Source organism: Corynebacterium sp. NML180780, from assembly GCF_007786415.1.
Taxonomy (GTDB): Bacteria; Actinomycetota; Actinomycetes; order Mycobacteriales; family Mycobacteriaceae; genus Corynebacterium; species Corynebacterium gottingense.
The window spans coordinates 42,736-61,156 of sequence record NZ_VNKN01000008.1; the positions used below are offsets into that span (position 1 = coordinate 42,736).

Genomic DNA, 18,421 nt, shown 5'->3' on the forward strand with positions numbered 1-18,421 from the left:
CCAAATCCGCCCGCGGCTTACTTCTCGCCGTCGACGCGGTCCTGGACCTTGCCAGCGACCTCGTTGAACTTGTCCTTCACTGCGTCGCCAGCGTCCTCGAGCTTCTCGCGCACGCCGCCCTTGAGCTGGTCGGCCTTGCCCTCGTTCTCCAGGCTTTCGTTGTCCGTAACCTCGCCGGCTGCCTCCTTGGCCTTGCCCTTGAGCTGGTCTGCCTTGTCCTCAAAACCCATGACGGTCTCCTTTTCGGTCGAGTCTGTTGCTAACGCAGCCCAGCTTACCGAAGGTCCCGGAAGAACGCCCCCAGCAGCGCCGCGTTTTCCTCCGCCAGCACCCCCGCGCGCACCTCGACGGTGTGCAGGTGGTGGGGGTCGCGGAGGGCGTCGAAAAGCGAGCCCACCGCCCCGGTCTTGGGCTCCCACGTGCCGAAGACCAGGGAGGCGACGCGCGCTCCGAGGATGGCGCCGGCGCACATCGTGCACGGCTCCAGCGTGACCACCAGCTCGCAGCCGTCCAGGCGCCACGTGCCCAGCTCACGGGCGGCGGCGCGGATCGCCTCCACCTCGGCGTGCGCGGTCGGGTCGCCGTCCGCCTCCCTGCGGTTGACTCCCCTGCCCACGACGCGCCCCGCCGCATCAAAGACGAGCGCGCCGACCGGCACGTCGCCGGCCGGGGTCGTGCGCGCCAGGTCCAGCGCCTCGCGCATGCGGGCCTCGGCGCGGCGCTGCGGTGCGCTAGTCCGCATCCCCGAGTGCGTCCGCGAGCTCGTCGCCGAAGCCGAGCTCGTCGGCGAGCATGAAGGCGAGGTCTTCGGGGTCCGCGTCTTCGTCGATAAGCACACTGATCTGTTCGCTGGAAACCCCGAGGTCCGCAAAGATGTCAAAGTCACCGTCGCCCCACGCGTCGACCATGTCCAGCTCATCGGGGTCGATGTCGGGCGCGTCGATCCCCGCCTCCGCGAGCACAGACTCCGCGAACTCGTCATCCACGGCCATCGTCGCGTCCGACAGCAGCACCCGCGCACGCACCGGCCCGGGCCGCACGACCACCAGGTAATCGTCCTCGACGTTGAGCATCGCAAACGCCGGCCCCTCGTTGCGCAGCGCGCGCACCGCGCTTATCGACGCCCCCATGTCCCCAAAATCATCCGCGTACCCACGGACATTCCACACCCCGTTGTGCTGCGCCACCGTCACGGCCCAGCCGCCCGTGTAATCCTCGCTCATGTTCGCCCACAGTAGTCGGCACGGCGGGCCGTTGTCATTAGAATGAGGGGCGTGAATCTCAGCGACGCATCCCGGATCCCCAGCACCCGCCTCAAGCCCATCTGCATCGTCGGCCTCGGGCTCATCGGCGGCTCCCTCCTCCGCGACCTCGTAGCCCAGGGACACACCGCCTACGGCTACACCCACTCCCGCAATGGCACCCGCGCCGCGCAGCGCGACGGGTTCGACGCAACCAATTCGCTTATCGACGTCCTCCAGCGCGCCCAGCGCGACGACGCCCTCATCGTCATTGCGGTCCCCTTCGAGGCAGTAGCCGACGTGCTGGACGCCATCGCCCAGTACGCCCCGAGCTGCGGCTTTACGGACGTCGTCTCGGTGAAGAAGCCGGTGTACGACCTCGTCCTCGCGCGCGGGATGGGCGAGCGCTACGTGGGCGGGCACCCGATGGCGGGCACCGAGCACTCCGGCTGGGTGGCGTCCCAGGAGGGCCTGTTCTCCCGCGCCGCCTGGGTGGTCACCTACGACTACGCCCTGGAAGTGGACCGCGTGCCAGAGTGCTGGTCGCAGCTGTTCGCCCAGGTGTGCAAGCTGGCGGCCGCCGCCGGCGCCGAGGCAGTGCCGGTGCGGGTGAACCCGCACGACGAGGCGGTCGCCCGCGTGTCCCACCTGCCGCACGTGCTCGCGGAGGCGCTCGCCCTGGTGGGCGACAAGGGCGGGACCCTCGCGCAGTCGCTGGCCGCCGGCTCCTACAAGGGCGGCACGCGCGTGGCGGGCACTGACCCCGTCCTGGTGCGCAACATGTGCGAGACGAACGCGGAATCCCTGGTCCGCGTGCTTGACGAATACATCGAGGTCCTCCGCACCGCACGCGCCGACCTCGCCGGCGCCACCCCGTCGATGAAGCAGCTGGCCGAGTCCGGCCACCGCGCCTACACCCGGATGAGCGCCCGCTCCGGCGCCCGCCGCGAGTCCGTCTCCCCGGTGAAGATCTCCTCACGGCCCGTCATGCGCCTGCACCCGGGTGCGCCGGGGTGGGTGCGCCAGCTCCAGCAGATCGAGTCCCTGGGCGGGCGCGTCGAGGTGTTCTAGCCGTGTTCTAGCGCGGCCTGAGACACGAAGAACCCCCAGACACGGTGTCTGGGGGTTCGCCTCTGCGTCCGGTGCTATTCGCCCTCGCGGCGGCGGCCCATGTACATGTAGGCGCCACCGGCCAGGAGCAGCAGGAGGCCGAGGGTGATAACGGTGGTCATCGGCGTACCGGTCTCCGCCAGATCGCCGTCGCGGCTGGAGGACTTGGTGGTCTCGTCCGAATCGTCCTTGGAGGAGCCGGACTTCTTGTTGCTCACCGTGCGCTTCACCACGGACTGCTTCTGCTCCACGCTGGTGGTGCGCCCGGTGGACACGCCGCCGGTAAGGTTCGCGCGGGAGTAGCTGGTGCTCTCCGTGGACGTACCGGTGGTGGAAGTGGCGGTGGACTTGGTGCCCGTCGTCTTGCTGCGGGCCTTGCCGCCACCCAGCGCGCCGGCTGCGGCGCCCACCGGGCCGAGGATGCCGGCCAGCAGCGGCTTCACCTCATCCATGACCTCCAGGATCTCTTTCGGCTTGGACTTGGTGGAGGTGGTGCTCCCCTTCTTCTTCAGCACGATCTCGCCGGAGTTGTTCTCGCGGCTGAACACGAGCTCCTTGTTGCTGTAGCCGTCCGGGACCTCATCCAGGGTGATGCGCACGTAGCGCTCGTCGCCGGACGGGATCACCACGTCGGCCACGCCGTTGGCATTGGTGACGCCGAGGATCGACTCGCCCGACACCAGGACGGCGCTCTCTACCGGGTTGTCGTCCTCGTCCACGACGGTGATGCGCGCGTTCTTCTCCGGGTACTTGCCGTCAGCAGAGTTGGAGTCCTTCTTCAGGACGATTTCATCCCCATCCATGTCGCGGTCGACGGTGAAGTAGGAGTTCTTGTAGCCCTTCGGGACGTCGTCTTCCTCCAACCGAACGCGGACGCTCTTCTTACCGGCGGGAATCGTGACAGTGAACTCGCCGTCTTTGTTCGTACGCCCGGCATCGTCGCCGTTGCGGTCCTCCAGATGCACGCGCTTCACCGGCTTGTCGTCCTCGTCCAGCAGCGTGAGCTTCACCTTCGCCGCCTCGAGGTCGGCCCCGGTCGTCGTGGTCGTGGTCACCGGGGCGGTCTTCGAGGTGGTGTCAGTCGCGGTCCCATCTGCCTCGCCCGCGTTGAACTGCACGCGCAGCGAGGTCTCGCCCGCAGCGACAGGGAACAGCTCGTCACCAGCCGCGACCTTCACGTCGCCCATGCCCTCGGGCAGCGACAGGCGCGCCTGGCCCTCGCGGTCAGTCTTGGCGTAGATCGAGGGGTCCTCGTCCACAATCACTTCGTAGTCACCGACCGCGTGCGCGTTCTCGTCCATCACGGTCACCAGCACGTCGCGCGCCTCGGCCGCGGTGGGCGCCGGGGCTTCAGTGCTTACCGACGAGCTCGGCTCCGACACTTCTGCCACCTCCGTAGGCACGGCCGGGGCCGGCGCCGGAGCAGGCTCCTTCGCGCTCGGGGATGCCTGCTCGGCGGCCTTCACGGTCGGCTCCGTCGGGACACCGGTAGCGACGCGGGGCGTCGCCGGCTCTGCGGACGGCTTCTGCGGCTCCGTCACCGGCTTGTACCAGGCGCCGGCGCGCAGGCTGGCCAGGTTGAGGAAGTTGTCCGTGACGCGGGTGCCCTCGGTGGTCGCGGCGATGAGCAGCGGCTTGGTTGCCGCGTCCTTCACCTCGACGGTGGAGGCCTTGTCGTCCGCGAAGACCAGGTTGCCGGCGCGGTTGGTGTAGGCGTAGTTCAGGTCGCCCACCTTGGCAGCGTCGACGCCCTTCGCCACGGCGAGCGGCTCGGCGCTGACGGTGGCCTCGCGCACGTCGAGCGTCCACAGGAAGGGGACCTCCTTCTTCGTCTTGGGGTCCTTGCCCGTAGACACGGCGTAGAGGGTGTTGGCATCTGCGTCGCCCCCGAGGGAGCCCCACGCGTGCGGTGCTTTCGCGTCGGTCTCGCCGCGCTGCTCCAGTGCGTGGAAATCAAAGGTGAGGGCGCCTTCGTGGGGGCTGCCTGCCGCATCCTGTGAGAGGTCCAGGGTGTGGATGGCGTCGCCGGTGTTGAGCACGAGGTCACCGGCGCGGGTGAAGGCGGCGGAGGTGATGGTGGGGGTCGACGTGGCGTCGTCAAGCGCCAAAGGCCCCATGTCGAGCACCTCACCGGTGACGGGGTGGATACGCAGGAGGTGGTTGGCCGGCTTGCCCTGCTCGGCTTTCGACACCGCGTAAACCCGGTCATTGAACGGGTTGAGTGCGAGTGCGGTGTAGGCCCAGCCGCCGGAGGTGAAGTGCGCCTGGTAGGAGCCCGTGCCGGCAGGTGCTTCCTGCACGGAGGGGAGCGCCTCGTTCGCCTTCGAGGCGAGGTCTGCCAGACCCGCAGCGAGCGACGGGTCCTGCGCACTCGCGACGGGCGTGAGGGCAACCGTGCCCGCGACCGCTGCCGCGAGCGCGACGCAGCTCAGTTTGCCGGTGTGCTTCTTCAAAATCATGTGGTACCTCTCAGCGTTATTGCGGGCGCACTCAGCCCAAAAACCATTACTAATGTATCCGTGTTGGCAGGCGTTCTCAATACGCAGCGCCGCTCAGTTTCTTAGCTGTATATAAGCGTAAAGCCCGCCGCGTTTCCGCGACGGGCTTTCGCCTCAGTGGTGCCTGGCGTTAGGCGTTGACCTTGGTCGGCTCAGCGGCCGTGGTGAGGGTCTTCTCTTCCTTCTTGGAGGAGGAGCCCTTCGCGTCACCCGTGCTGCTGCCCATCTCTCCGCCGGACTGGCAGGAGGCGTAGGTCAGGCCGAGCGCGAGCGCGCCCAGGCCGATGATGCCTGCCGCGAGGACGCCCGCCGGGACGGCCGGGTCGATCTGCGCCAGCTGGCGGGAGATCTCGTTCATCCACTCCGGGCGCTGGATGTTCAGGCTCGGCATGGCCTGGTTGAACTGCGCCGCTGCTGCGTTGAACTCGTCCTCGAACAGGACCGCCGCACCGCCCATGGCCGCGATCAGGATGCCGATCGGGATCAGCCAGGTGGCCGGGTTGGAGACCGAGGAGGTGTCCGCCAGGCACTTGCCCAGCGAGCTGCCCTTCGGCTCGGGTGCCGGGGTGGTCGTCTCGGTGTACTCGATCGGGCGGTCGAGGAGTCGGACGTCAACGTCCATCTTCTCCTCGTCGCCGGTGATCTCGAACTCCTTCGACTCCAGCGCAGCGCCGATGCCGTTCTCGTTCTTGTCCGGGTCCAGCGGCTCCGCGAGGATCACGCCACCCGGGTTGCGCATCTGCAGCGTGTACTTGCCAGCAGGCGCGGCGGCGAAGTTGAACGTGCCGTCACTGTCGCTGGTGGTCTTCACGTCCGGCAGGCCGTCGAGGGAGTGCAGCGTGATGTCCATGCCACCGAAGTTGGTGTCCTTGGCATCGCGCTTGCCATCCTCGTTCATGTCAACCCAAATGTTGCCATCAACGTTGGTCACGGCCGGCAGTGCTGCGCCTTCCTCGACCACAATGTGGGCGTTGCCCTCCACGTTCTCCTTCGGCGTGATCACCAGGAGACCGGAGACGTCCTCGCCGTAGTCCGGCTCGCCGTCGACAGGCTTCGCGCGCTTCGGCGGCTCGGGGGCCTGGCCCGCGGCTTCTGCCGCGTTGTGGTGGCGCTTGCCCTTGGCCAGCGGAGGCAGCACGCCCTTGAACACGACGCGCTCGCCCGGCATCAGGGTGCCGTTGAAGCCCTTCGGCGGGATGATCTCCATCGGCGTGCCCTTGCCCGGGTGCTTCGGGTCGAAGCTCTCCTCATCGCCTTCGTAGATGGTGTCGTTCACGGTCACGTTTTCCATACGGATGGAACCGGTGTTGACCACCTCGTAGGTGAAGTAGAGATCTTCGTCCGCGGCCATGTGGACCGGGTCATCCGCGTTAGTAGCAAAGCGGGCGTTGACCTTCTTCTGCATGTTCATGTCCATGAACTTCACGTAAGCCTCGTTCGGCGTGGAGGCGACCATCTTGTCCTGGTCGTCCTTACCGCGCGCGACCGCGATGTTGGCAAACGCGCCCTTCTCCACCGGCGGTGCCATGACCGCGGAGAACACCTTGTACTCGCCCGGCTTCAGGGTGCCGTCCCAGCCCTTCGGTGCCTTGATGGCACCCTGCGCGAACGGGTCCTCGATCTCAATGTCGTGGACCGTCACGTCGGACTCGTTGGTGACGATGAAGCCGTAGATAAGGTCCTCGTCGTTGGGCAGGCCCGGAGCGTCGTCAGGCGTGTTGGCGTCGTAGCCGCGCACGCGCTTCTCCAGCTTCAGTACCTTCTTGGTCAGGTTGACCGTCGGCAGCTCGACGTCCTTGCCCGGGCGGACCGGGATGTACATCGGGTCGACCTTCTGCACGCCCTCCGGCGTGAAGATTTCCACGATGGCGTCGCCCGGCACCACATCCGTGGTGTAGTTGCCGTTCTTGTCCACCGGAACTTCCTTGGTGTCGCCGTGGGAGTCGGTGACTGTGACCAGCACGCCGTCGATCGGCTTGCCGTCGCCGTCGACAACCTGGCCCTTGATCTCAGAGCGCGGTGCCTTGACGTTGACAATGCCCTGGTGCGCCGGCTTGTCGTCGGTGACCTTGACCGTCTTCGGCCAATCCTTCGGCTTGGTCCAGCCCTCCGGCAGCTCGAGGTCAACCTCGTAGTCGCCGGCCGGCAGCTTGTCGGTGGTGAAGTGGCCGTCCTTGTCCACGGTCACCGCCGGGAAGGTCTCGGTCGGGTTGCCGTCGGCATCCGTGCCCTTGCCCTTCACAATGACCTTGGCACCCGGGATCTGCTCGTTCAGGTCATCAACGAGCCAGCCGTTGATGGTGCCGGGCTCGCCCTTGTCCACCTTGATCGGTTTCTTGGTCGTCGGGGTGATGATGCGCGGCACCGTCACCTTCTCGCCGTCCTTGACCGTCACCTCGGTGTAGCGCGGGGTGCGGTGGCCGTCGGCGGGATCCACAACGACAACGTAGTCGCCCGGCTCCAGGTCGTCCGACGTGAAGTCACCGGTCGTGGGGTCAATCTCCAGCTCCGAGGTGGAACCGTCCGGGTGACGGACCGTGGCCGTGGTGCCCGGGACGGGCTTGCCCTCCTGGTCACGCACGCCGCCCTCGAAGTTACCCGTGTTGTTCGGGTGATCGCTCGGCTTGGAGTCGAGCACGACGTTGAAGGAGTGACCGTCGGCGTCGGTAACGTCCCACTTCAGGCCGCTCTTGGCCACGTAGTTGCCGTCGTCCTTGGACACGGTCGCGGTGTAGGCGCCCAGGGCAGCCTCACCGGAGAACTCGCCCTTCTCGTTGGTGACAAACACCACGAACTTCTCCGGGTCGTTGTCATCAACCATCTCCACGACAGCGCCCTCGATCGGGTCGCCGGCCGTGTTGGTGACCTTGCCGGACACCTTGGCGTCCTGGGCGGCGACCTTCGCCATCTCGATCGCCTGGACCGAGCTGGTCTTGCCAACGTTGACGGTCACGCTCGGCGCGCTGGTCGGGCGGTACCCGTTCGCGCTCGCCTTCGCCCTGTAGTTACCGGCCGGCACGTCAGCCGCGGTGTAGTCGCCGTTGGCGTCAACCGTTGCCGGGATGACGTCGCCGGTGTCCACGTTCTCCAGCACGACAGCGACCTCGCCGTCAATTGCGTTGCCGTCGGTGTCACGCACGGAGCCCTTGACGGTACCCGTCTGCGGGGCGTCCGGCGTCTTCTCCAGCTGGAAGTCCTTCTGTACGTTCGCGCTCGGCGTGACGTCCACTACCTGCGCCTCGGGCGAGTCGTAGTTCGCCGCACGGACCTCGATGCGGTACTGGCCAACAGACAGGTCGCCGCGCGAGTAATTACCGTCCTTGTCGGTGGTGGATTCGTAGCTTGCGCCGTTCTCAACGTTTGTGATGGTCACGGTCGCGCCCTCAATCGGCGCGTTCTTCGCGCCCGTGACCACGCCGTGCACGGAGCCGATTGTCGACGTCAACGTGATGTCCTTAGTGACCTTCCCGTTCGCCGGGACGTCCACCACGATGTTGGAGACCTTCTTGTAGGTCTTCGGTGCGTCGACGCTGAGTGTCCACTGACCTGCAGGAACACCATCGAAGTTGAAGGAGCCGTTCTTTGCGGTTGCCGCGTTGCGCTCTTCATCGCCGCGGGTCAGCATCAGACTGATGTTTTCCAGCGGCTGACCAGTGGAGTCCTTCACGGAGCCATCGACCGAACCAGGATTACGCTGCACCTCGATCTCAACCGGGTCGGTGTGGGTACCGGCGACAACGGTGAAGGCAGTCTTGCCTTCCTTGTATTCGTCGGTGCCCGCAACAACCGCGGTGTAGTCGCCCGGCGTCACGGAGTCCATGGAGAACAGGCCATCGCTATCGGCCTTGACGGTGTCGACGGTCTGCCCGCCGCGTTGGATCACAACGTCCACATCCTCGATCGGCTTGCCGCTGTCATCCTTCACGAAGCCATTGACGGTGTCCGTCGCACGGTTCACCGTCAGGGCGACGTCGGTCTTCACACCTGGGTTAACTTCGAAGCCCCTGACGTAACCGCCGTGCTCATCAGTCTTTGCAACGGTCGCCTCGTGCGGGCCCGGGTTCAACTTGTCCGTGGTGAACTTGCCGTCCGCGTCGGTGGTGTAGGTGTCAGCGCCGTCAATAGTGACGGTTGCGCCTTCAACCGGTGCACCGGTTTCGTCCACTACAGTGCCCTCGGCCCAGCCGTTGGTGCGCTTGACCTGGACATCAGCAACTTCAGTGTTCGCAGGGGTAATGGTCGCGTCCACGGAGTTTGCCTCGTGAGCGGTACCCGCCTCCACGGTAACCGTGTACGAGCCAGCCTTCTGCTCGTTGAACTGGTACTTGCCGTTGGCGTCCGTCTGTGCGGTGGCCACCTCGTTGCCGTCGGCGTCCTTGAGGATCACCTTAGCGTCGTTGACAGATTCGCCAGCATCGTTGGTGACTACACCCTCGAGGTTGCCCGGCGCCCGGGTGAGCTGAATGTCTGCGGTCGACGGACGGTTGGGGCGCACCGTGACTTCCTTGGGTTCGCCGCTGCGTGCGTTGGTAGGCACCACCGAAACGCTGAACTCACCTGCGGGAACGCTTGCGAACTTGTAGGTACCGTCCTGGCCAGTCGTGGTCGAGGTCTTGAATTCGGCGTCAGGCGCGTCCTTGGCGCGACGCTCACCGTCGATGACAACGGTTGCTCCCGTGACCGCGTTACCCGCGTCATCGGTGATCGTGCCGGTAACGGACCCGGGCTGCGGTGCCACGCTGATCTTCCAGGTGACGTTGGCGTCCTCCACCAGGTCGGGCAGATTGTTGTCCTTGACGTTTACATAGTCCTCGCCTGGGACAACGGCGACAGAGTAGCCGACTCCGGGGGCCTGGTTCGGGAAATCAACATTGCCATTCGCGTCTGCCGGCTTGCGCTCGAGCTCCCGGCCGTCGCGAGAAAGGATTACCTCGGCATTTTCCACGGGTTCGCCGAGGTCATTGAGCACGGTGACCGTGTACCCCGGGTTAAACCGCTCAACCGTGATCGTGGGCGTAGCCGTCTTGTTCGGTTCTACATTCACCTTTTCTTCGGTGTACGGCTTCGTCAGTTTCGTCTTACCGACCTGGATCTTGTACTGACCCGGCTTCTGATCCTTGAGCTCGAACTCGCCGTTTACCACCGATACGGGGACTCTCGTTCCATCCGGTCGCGTCACAGTGACGTTATCCGGGGAGACGGGGTTACCGGCGTCGTCGACAATCTTGCCCACAATGGAGCCGTTTGCTCGGGTCACCGTGATGTCATCTGCCGTGATGGTTTCATTCGGCTTCACGGTCACGGTGACGCCGGTGGAGTTTCCAGCGAAGTTGTCGCCGTCTTTGACGGTCACGGTCTTCTTGCCAGGGACAACGCCGGGGATGGTGTACTTGCCGTCGGCGTCCGTCGTGGCCTTCTTGCCGCCCGCGGAAACCTCGGCGCCTTCAACTGGGTTACCCGCGTCATCAACGACCGTGCCGGTGATGGTGCCAGGCAGGGAAACCACGCTGAGGTTCAAATCAAGAGTCTTGCCCGGGCCTGCGTACTCCGGGCCGACGGTAATACCTTTGTAGGTATTGGTCCCCGCGATCGAGGCCGTGTAGTCGCCGTGTTTCAGATCCGGCAACTCGTAGAAACCCCGTGCATCGGTCTCCGTCGTGAAAGTTTCGCCGTTACCTTCGACAGTCACCTCGACGCCGCGAAGGGGAAGGCCGTCCAAATTGACCTGACCACCAATCGTTGTTGGCTTGTACGGAATAGTCGCATTGACGTTCTTTCCGCCGCCTGCGGGAACGGTCAGGTGTCCCCTACCCGTGCTCTTCGTGGACTCGGTTGCTTCGAACTCAATGTCATAATCTCCCGCGTCCAGGCCAGAGAGATTGAAGGTACCGTCCGCACCAGTACTGGTGCGCTTCACAACGTCAGCACCCCGGTAAAGCACGACTGGGATGTCAGAGGCAGTTTCGTTGGTTCCTTCGTATTTTGCGGTGCCGGAGACGGACCCCTTGTTCCGCGAGACCTCAATGTTTGCCTCGGCATCCTGGTTCGGGCTCACTACAGCGCCGGTACCGCCCTCCCCGTTCTTCGCCGTCTTTTCGACGCGTACGTCGTATTTACCCGGAGTTACGTCGCCGAAGGTGTAGTTACCATCAGCGTCTGTAGACGTGACTTTCTCTTCCTGACCAGCACCGGCAAGGCGTACCGTCGCATTGTCGACGGCTTCCCCAGCCTCATTGGTGACTCGGCCAGACACCGAGCCCTTACGCAGTTCGACCTGAATCTCTCCGGCGTTCGTCGGCTTACCGACGTTCACGGTGACCGTCTTCGTAGCCGCTTCGGTCTTCTCAGTTTGACCGACCTCAAGCGTGTACTCGCCGCTCGCAGTGTCGAGATCGGTGATTCCCGACAGCGTGAACAGGCCGTCGCTGCCAGTGGTGTCTTCATGGTTGGTCCCGCGAAGCTTCACTGTCGCATCCTTAACAGTGTTTCCGTTTTCATCGACGACCTTGCCGCGAATCGTGGCGGCATTCGCCTTGATGGTCAGGTCACGCGTTACGCTCGCGTTGTGCCCAAGGTTGAATGGGCCCTTCTTTTCGCCGTAAAACCCGTCAACCTGCGGGGAAACCTTCACGGAGTACTCGCCCACCGGCACGTCATTGAACTCGTAATCAAACTTCCCGCGACCAACTTTCTGCGGCTGACCGACCGGGTTACCGTCCTGGTCCAGGAGCTCGACCTTTGCGGTATCGGTAAAGCTCGTCGGCGCCGTCACCGTACCCGAAACGGTGCCGGTCTTCGCGTTGACGGTGAATTCCCGAGTCGGGGACTCCCCAGCGCTCACGGAGATGTTCTGGGCCGCAGATTCCTCGGTTGTTTCGGTCGCACCGATCTTTACCTCATACGAGCCTGCAGCGAGGTCGTCGATGGAGAATTTGCCATCCTGAACAGTGCCCTTTTGCTCACCATTGACAAGCACAGGCGCGCCGTCGGCAGGTGCACCCTTGACAACGCCGTTAATCACAGCTCGTTGAGGCTCTGTCACATGCTTAACATAATTGTTCAGTCGCTTAAGCTCCGGACCGCCTAAGCCCGGGCCGAATATGTTTAGCCTAACGTTTGAACCGCCACCGCTCTTCGGGATCGTCAACTCCCTCGGAAATTCAAGCCGCAACCCGTTGCCGTAACCTTCGGCGCCATATTCCTCGTCTTGCGTGGCGGTCGCCTTCACCTTGAACACGCGATCTTGGCCGTCGCCTAGGACGCGATATTCGCCTGCGCGAGCCTCATCAACCCAGACGTAGTATTCCCCCTCCTCAAAGGCGCGACTCTGTTGCTCTGGCCCGTAGTAATCCCTTTTGTATTCGTCCCTTTTTAGTTCTAACGGGCCGTAAAGCTCAACGCCGTGCAAACGGATTTCTTTATCGTCCCTTCCAAGTATCTCAACTCGATACCCGGTCTGCCCATTTTGAGAAAGCTCACGCAATACTTCTGGGGCCTGAGCCCAATTCTCTCCGTAATTTGTGAGAGGGTCCGCATTTTCGAAAGACGCAGAGGTGTTTCCCGCGACCCCTTTAGTTTGCGTTTTGTTCAATTCCTTCAAAGGATCTACGAGATCGGGCACGTCAGCGTCAGTCCACTGCGCCGAAGCCGTCGGCAACAGGCTGTCTCCCGCGGGGGTCGGGATCGCCGGGACGGCCATGCCGCCGATGGCAAGCGAAAGGGCCGTCGCCGAGGCAACGACGGTCCTTTTCATTCCGGAAAACAGCCCGCGTGCAGGCTTATTGTTTCCGCGCATAGTTCTCTCCAATACGTGAGTAAGTACTTGAGGCCTTTACGAGAGCTGGGAAAACTCTCCATTTAATCTCTATTGACAATAATGCCGTAGACAGGCGTATGCCAACTTTTACGCCTAAGGATACACTTAAGATTCACTCATGCAATATTTACTGAGTCTTGACCTGCATAAGTGCGTGCCCTCGCCCTTTAACACCCCGCGTTTCCACCCGCCTGACCGGGTAGAAGAAAACCCCGCCGGAGCGGGGTTTGTGCTGTGCGCCCGGAGGGATTCGAACCCCCAACCTTCTGATCCGTAGTCAGATGCTCTATCCGTTGAGCTACGGGCGCGTCCTGTCAGATTCTCTCTGACAACGAAGAGATACGTTACACCGTTGCTCGCAAAGCGCCAAAACGCCAGGTGAATGGGGGAGTTGATGGAACGTGAGGGGCGGTGGGGCGTCGATAAGCAATAGCCCCCGAATGTATGTAGAAGGTCGACGCGAATGTACGGAACGCTATACGCGCAGGCAGTAAGGTGCTAGAAATATTAAGGTACTTGCAACTCTGTCCAACTCTTGCCAGCTCAGGGCACGCACGTGCCCACCCAACCGTAAAGGAACCTCCATGGCCCACACTCCGCGCCGCCGCGCGCTCGTCGCCGCGAGCGCCCTGTCCCTCGCGCTGACCGCGCCATCCATCGTCGTGCCGAACGGCTACGCGCAGGACACCACGACCACCGAAACGACTGCGACCTCCGCCACGAGCGTTCCGGACAGCGCCGTGGATTGGGAGAAGGAATACGACGCGAACTTTGCCGGCAATGAGCCCGCGACCGTCGAGGGCCTTGTGCTGCCGGAGGGCTCGACAATCGAGGCCGCGGCAGCGACACTGTTCAACTGGAAGCTGGCTGCAAACGAGGACGGCTCCGTTGAACTGACCCGCCCGCAGAGCGACGTCGCGTTCAGGGACGGACTGCAGAGCATCCCCGCGAAGGTGACGCTGCCGGGCGAGGAACAGCGGAACGTGACGCTCAAGGTCAACGTGTCCAAGAACGATGCGGCGTGGGTGGCGGACCTGCCGGACTTGGGCAGCCCCTACGACGTGGACTTTGAGGGCAAACTTTCCAAGACCGTCGACGAGATCACACTGCCCGAGGGCGTGACCGTGAAGAAGGGTACGGGCAAGCCGTTGTGGGGCGTGTCCACCAAGGACGGAAAGGTCCTGATCACCGCGCCGAGCAACTTCGTTGCGGGCACGCAAGACCTGCCGGTCGAGTTCTCCGACGGCACCACTACCGTGAAGCGCACGCTGAAGATCAACGCGTCCAACCCGCAGACCTCGAGTGGCGAGGTCGCCGGCATCGCCGGTGATGTGCTTGGCAAGATCCTCGGCGGCATCGTTGGCGGCGCAACCGGTGGCGGGCTGCTCGGCGGCCTGACCGGTGGCGGCTCGGGTTCTGGCACGGGCTCCGGCTCTGGCTCCGGGGACGGCAAGGGCGGCGGTGTGAACATCAACATCGCGTCCAACAACGGCAACCCGAGCGTGGTCATCACGGACAACGCGAAGGCCGAGATCAAGGACAACCTGTCCAACAACGGCAACCCGGTGATCACGGACAACGCCAAGGCCGAGATCAAGGACAACCTGTCCAACAACGGCAACCCGGTGATCACGGACAACGCCAAGGCCGAGATCAAGGACAACCTGTCCAACAACGGCAACCCGGTGATCACGGACAACGCCAAGGCCACCGTGGTGATCACGGACAACGCCAACCCGCACGACAACCTGTCTAACAACGGCAACCCGGACGTCAAGATCTCCGACAACGCCAAGGCGGACATCAAGGACAACGCCAAGGCGACCGTAGTGATCACGGACAACGCCAACCCGCACGACAACCTGTCCAACAACGGCAACCCGGACGTGAAAATCTCCGACAACGCCAAGGCGGACATCAAGGACAACGCCAAGGCGACCGTGGTGATCACGGACAACGCCAACCCGCACGACAACCTGTCCAACAACGGCAACCCGGATGTGAAGATCTCCGACAATGCCAAGGCAACCGTCGACGTCAAGGTCACCGACAACGCCAACAACAACGGCAACCCGGACGTGAAAATCTCCGACAATGCCAAGGCCACCGTCGACGTCAAGGTCACAGACAACGCCAAGGCAGAGATCAAGGACAACGCCAACAACAACGGCAACCCAGACGTGAAGATTTCCGACAACGCCAAGGCGGATGTGAAGGTCACCGACAATGCCAAGGCGGACGTCAATGTCACGGACAACGGCAACCCCGATGTGAAGGTCACGGACAACGGCAAGGTGGACGGCATTCCGGCGTCTTCCGGCGGCGGCTCCTCCGCGTTCGGCCAGGAGGGCGAGGGCCCGGAGGTTGGCGCAAACGTGGGCGTCGAGGGCGGCTCCTCCGACCCGCGCTGCGCGGCGACCCTCGCCGGCCTGGCGGTGCCGATCCTGGCGATCATCCCGCTCGCGCTGGCAACCCAACTGACGGTGCCCGGCCTCGAGTCCGTCGGCGCCCAGCTGACCCGCACGCTCAATGACGCCGCACGTAACTTCGGCGTCCAGCCCGAGGCGCTCACCGCCGCCGGCGCTGGCGTGATCGGCCTGGCTACCGCCGTCCTCGCCATCGTCGGCGCACGCACCTGCGTCCCGAGCGTCCGCGATGTGGACATCACCGTCGGTTCCTCCGGCTCCGGCGAAACCCCGTCCACGACCTCCACGGTCGCACCGGTGGTGAAGACCGACTAGGAGCGGAAAGCACGAAACCCCAGCTCTCTGAGCTGGGGTTTTTCTTGGTGCGCCCGGAGGGATTCGAACCCCCAACCTTCTGATCCGTAGTCAGATGCTCTATCCGTTGAGCTACGGGCGCGGTGGCGGAGACGACAGGATTTGAACCTGCGGCCCTCCGCAAAGAGGGCAACTCCTTAGCAGGGAGCCCCATTCGGCCGCTCTGGCACGTCTCCAGGCCTTTGCCCATCCTACCCACACGCAGCCACACAACCAAATGCGCTGCCTAACCGCGCCGCCAATCCGTATAGTGGTGCGCATGAAACTCAACTCGGACCTTCTCGCCGGCGTCGCCACCCGCGGTGACCTCGGCCCCGCCGCCGCCAACCGCTCCGACTGGATCGTCTGGGCCATCACGGACATCGACGCCGTTTCGGAACAGATGCTTATCGACGCCCCCTTGTTCCTCTCCCCCAAACACGCCACCCCCGAGCGCCTCTCCACCTCCACCGTCCTCCTCGGCGTCCCGCTCGGTGAAATCGCGGGCGCGGAACTTGCGGACGTGGACCCGCGCCACCCGGGCGACGCCTCCGTTGCCCCCTCTGCCGCGCTCTCGCTGAAGGATGTCGCCGTCATCGCCGGTGCGGACCGCGCGACCGTAAAGCGCGCGAAAGACTTGCTCGGCGCGGACCGAATCCAGTTCCACACCACCCCGGAGCTTTTCCCGGAGACCTAGACCCAAAACGGGTATCCCACGACACACTTCCAGCTACGCTGTGGGGCATGACTCAACTTCCTCGCCCCGACATCGACGCTGACGGCCTGCTCGAGTACTCGGTCGTCTTCACCGACCGCTCCCTGAACCACATGTCGCAGAAGTTCATCTCCGCTACGCAGGAGATGCTCACGCTGCTGACCTCCACCTACGGCGCCGACTCCGCCGCGCTCGTCCCGGGCGGCGGCACCGCCGCGATGGAGGCGGTGGCGCGACAACTGTTCACGGGCAAGAAGGTGCTCATCCTGCGCTCCGGCCTCTTTACGTACCGCTGGAGCCAGATCATCGAGTCCGGCCAGATCACGGACCCGGGCTCCGTCCGCGTGCTCAACGCGCAGTCGACCAGCCAGGAGCCGCAGCCCTCATTCGCGCCGCCGGCGCTGGAGGAGGTGCGGGGCATCGTCGAGAAGCACCAGCCCGACGTCATCGTGACCGCCCACACCGAGACCGCGGCGGGGCTGACCCTGCCGGACGACTACATCGCGGGCCTGGGCGAGATTGCCAAGGACAACGGCGCGCTGTTCGTGCTGGACTGCATCGCGGCGGGCGCAGACTTCCCCAACATGGAGACCCAGGGCATCGACGTGCTGGTTTCCGCGCCGCAGAAGTCGTGGTCGGGCTCACCCGCCACCGGCTACGTCCTGCTCTCCCCGAAGGGCCGCGAGGCGGTGCTGGCCAGCGAGTCGACCTCGTTCACCCTGGATCTGAAGAAGTGGCTGGGCATTTTCGACGGCTATCGCGACGGCAAGGCCGGCTACCATTCCACCCTGCCCACGGACACGATCCTGCACAACCTGGAGATCATGCGCGAATCCGCCAAGGTGGGACTGGGCGTGCTCGCGCAGAATCAGGAGACGCTGGGTCGACTCGTCCGCGAGGCCGCCTACGAGCGCGGTTTCCGCTCCGTGGCCGCGGACGGCTTCGAGTCCAACGGCGTGGTCGTGCTCTACGCGCAGAACCCGGAGCAGCAATCCGGCGCCGCGTTTAAGCCCAAGGGCCTGCAGATTGCGTCCGGCGTGCCGCTGCAGATTGGCGAAGGCGACGGCTTCTCCACCTTCCGCATCGGCCTCTTCGGCCTGGACAAGTGGGAGGACCCGCAGGCGGCGGCCCAGCGCTTCATCGACGTGCTGGACGCCCTGTAAAACATTTGGCGGAGACGAGGGGATTTGAACCCCTGGAGGTGTGACCCTCGCCGGTTTTCAAGACCGGTGCATTCGGCCGCTCTGCCACGTCTCCAACGGGTGAAAAGCTTACAGTATGGCCCCACCGACTCCGTTATCCTGGGTGGGCATGAAAGCAATCGCACTCACTGACCCCGACAATCCCCGCTCCCTCGCTCTTGCCGACGCGCCCGAGCCCGCACTTGATCACGGCTGCGTGCTCGTCCGCGTCACCGCCGCCGGCGTCAACCGCGCCGACCTTGTCCAGGCGCAGGGCAACTACCCGCCGCCGAAGGGCGAACCGGACACCATCGGCCTGGAGTGCGCCGGCGTGATCGTGGACCCCGGCACCACCGGCCGCACGAAGGGCGAGGAGGTCGGCTGCCTGCTGGCTGGGGGTGGCTACGCCGAGTACGTAGCGGTCCCTGAGGGCCAGCTCACGCCCAGACCATCCAACCTGAGCCTGGTGGAGACCGCCGCCGTGGTGGAGGCCGCCTGCACCGTGTGGTCCAACCTGGGCATGGTCGCCGGCCTGCAAGCGGGCGACAAGGTGCTCATCCACGGCGGCGCCGGCGGCATCGGCTCCTTTGCCATCCAGCTGTGCAAGGCGCTGGGCGCGGAGGTCGCCGTCACGGCGGGCAGCGACGAGAAGCTCGCCTACTGCCGCGAGCTGGGCGCCGACATCTGCATCAACTACCGCACGCAGCGCTTCGAGGAGGAGCTCAAGGGTTGGGCCGACATCATCCTGGACGTGGTGGGCGGCGAGTACCTGGAGGCGAACATCAAGTCGCTGGCCGTGGACGGCCGACTCGTCGTCATCGCACTGCAGGGAGGCGCGAAGGGCACGCTGTCGCTGGGCCGGATGATGCCGCGGCGCCAGTCGGTGCACGCCACCACCCTGCGCGCCCGGCCGCGCCCGATGAAGGCACGGATTGTGGAAGACACCGTAAAGCACGTGTGGCCGCTCATCGAGTCCGGCCAGATCGCCCCCAACGTGACCAAGACGTTTCCGCTTGCCCGCGCCGCCGCCGCGCACGAGTACCTCGATTCCGGCGCTCACACCGGAAAGGTCGTGCTCACGGTGGGTGAGTAACTTTTCGG

The 18,421-nt window shown here is 64.5% G+C and carries 10 protein-coding genes and 4 tRNA genes; 5 read left to right on the forward strand and 9 right to left on the reverse strand.

The window, feature by feature from the left end; all coding sequences use genetic code 11:
- Positions 1–17: 17 nt before the first annotated feature.
- The 3 genes from FPP74_RS06785 to FPP74_RS06795 are packed head-to-tail and all read right to left on the reverse strand — an operon-like array spanning position 18 to position 1,223.
- Complete coding sequence (locus tag FPP74_RS06785) at positions 18–230, reverse strand: CsbD family protein (RefSeq protein WP_095275245.1); 213 nt, start codon at positions 228–230, stop codon at positions 18–20.
- Positions 231–274: 44 nt separating this feature from the next.
- Positions 275–742 carry a nucleoside deaminase gene (locus FPP74_RS06790; protein WP_255456088.1) on the reverse strand — a complete coding sequence of 156 codons (468 nt, stop codon included), beginning with the start codon at positions 740–742 and terminating at the stop codon, positions 275–277.
- The gene (locus FPP74_RS06795; protein WP_095275246.1) at positions 732–1,223 is read right to left on the reverse strand and encodes a tRNA adenosine deaminase-associated protein; all 492 of its coding nucleotides are present in this window, start codon (positions 1,221–1,223) and stop codon (positions 732–734) included. The genes FPP74_RS06790 and FPP74_RS06795 overlap by 11 nt, the downstream gene beginning before the upstream one ends.
- 42 nt (positions 1,224–1,265) lie before the next feature.
- On the opposite strand from FPP74_RS06795, the gene FPP74_RS06800 reads away from it, so the two are divergent.
- Entirely contained in the window at positions 1,266–2,312 is a 1,047-nt protein-coding gene (locus FPP74_RS06800; RefSeq protein WP_144717628.1) for a prephenate dehydrogenase, read from the forward strand.
- Positions 2,313–2,386: 74 nt separating this feature from the next.
- On the opposite strand, the gene FPP74_RS06805 is transcribed toward FPP74_RS06800, so the two are convergent.
- The 3 genes from FPP74_RS06805 to FPP74_RS06815 all read right to left on the reverse strand — a co-directional run bounded on the left by FPP74_RS06805 (position 2,387) and on the right by FPP74_RS06815 (position 12,973).
- Entirely contained in the window at positions 2,387–4,810 is a 2,424-nt protein-coding gene (locus FPP74_RS06805; protein WP_144717630.1) for an LPXTG cell wall anchor domain-containing protein, read from the reverse strand.
- 169 nt (positions 4,811–4,979) lie between these two features.
- Positions 4,980–11,870 (reverse strand): carboxypeptidase regulatory-like domain-containing protein, encoded by a 6,891-nt coding sequence (locus tag FPP74_RS06810; protein WP_186439403.1) that lies wholly within the window; start codon positions 11,868–11,870, stop codon positions 4,980–4,982.
- Positions 11,871–12,900: 1,030 nt separating this feature from the next.
- Positions 12,901–12,973 (reverse strand) — tRNA-Arg (locus FPP74_RS06815).
- A 276-nt stretch (positions 12,974–13,249) separates the two neighbouring features.
- Here FPP74_RS06815 and FPP74_RS06820 point away from each other — a divergent pair.
- Positions 13,250–15,406 (forward strand): hypothetical protein, encoded by a 2,157-nt coding sequence (locus FPP74_RS06820; protein WP_144717634.1) that lies wholly within the window; start codon positions 13,250–13,252, stop codon positions 15,404–15,406.
- 45 nt (positions 15,407–15,451) lie between these two features.
- Here the strand turns inward: FPP74_RS06820 and FPP74_RS06825 are convergent.
- Positions 15,452–15,527, reverse strand: a tRNA-Arg gene (locus FPP74_RS06825).
- A 2-nt stretch (positions 15,528–15,529) separates the two neighbouring features.
- Positions 15,530–15,621 (reverse strand) — tRNA-Ser (locus FPP74_RS06830).
- A gap of 83 nt (positions 15,622–15,704) precedes the next feature.
- Here FPP74_RS06830 and FPP74_RS06835 point away from each other — a divergent pair.
- Entirely contained in the window at positions 15,705–16,121 is a 417-nt protein-coding gene (locus tag FPP74_RS06835; RefSeq protein ID WP_095275251.1) for a hypothetical protein, read from the forward strand.
- Positions 16,122–16,168: 47 nt separating this feature from the next.
- Complete coding sequence (locus tag FPP74_RS06840) at positions 16,169–17,302, forward strand: aminotransferase class V-fold PLP-dependent enzyme (RefSeq protein ID WP_144717636.1); 1,134 nt, start codon at positions 16,169–16,171, stop codon at positions 17,300–17,302.
- Between the two features lie 6 nt (positions 17,303–17,308).
- Here FPP74_RS06840 and FPP74_RS06845 read toward each other — a convergent pair.
- Positions 17,309–17,396: transfer RNA gene (locus FPP74_RS06845), tRNA-Ser, on the reverse strand.
- Positions 17,397–17,450: 54 nt separating this feature from the next.
- Here FPP74_RS06845 and FPP74_RS06850 point away from each other — a divergent pair.
- Complete coding sequence (locus FPP74_RS06850; RefSeq protein WP_144717638.1) at positions 17,451–18,413, forward strand: NAD(P)H-quinone oxidoreductase; 963 nt, start codon at positions 17,451–17,453, stop codon at positions 18,411–18,413.
- The last annotated feature ends 8 nt before the right edge of the window (positions 18,414–18,421 follow it).

Coding starts and splice junctions, on each gene's coding strand:
- FPP74_RS06820 (WP_144717634.1), top strand. CDS start 13,250: ATGGCCCACACTCCGCGCCGCCGCGCGCTCGTCGCCGCGAGCGCCCTG.
- FPP74_RS06795 (WP_095275246.1), bottom strand. CDS start 1,223: ATGAGCGAGGATTACACGGGCGGCTGGGCCGTGACGGTGGCGCAGCAC.
- FPP74_RS06840 (WP_144717636.1), top strand. CDS start 16,169: ATGACTCAACTTCCTCGCCCCGACATCGACGCTGACGGCCTGCTCGAG.
- FPP74_RS06790 (WP_255456088.1), bottom strand. CDS start 742: ATGCGGACTAGCGCACCGCAGCGCCGCGCCGAGGCCCGCATGCGCGAG.
- FPP74_RS06835 (WP_095275251.1), top strand. CDS start 15,705: ATGAAACTCAACTCGGACCTTCTCGCCGGCGTCGCCACCCGCGGTGAC.
- FPP74_RS06850 (WP_144717638.1), top strand. CDS start 17,451: ATGAAAGCAATCGCACTCACTGACCCCGACAATCCCCGCTCCCTCGCT.
- FPP74_RS06800 (WP_144717628.1), top strand. CDS start 1,266: ATGAGGGGCGTGAATCTCAGCGACGCATCCCGGATCCCCAGCACCCGC.
- FPP74_RS06805 (WP_144717630.1), bottom strand. CDS start 4,810: ATGATTTTGAAGAAGCACACCGGCAAACTGAGCTGCGTCGCGCTCGCG.
- FPP74_RS06785 (WP_095275245.1), bottom strand. CDS start 230: ATGGGTTTTGAGGACAAGGCAGACCAGCTCAAGGGCAAGGCCAAGGAG.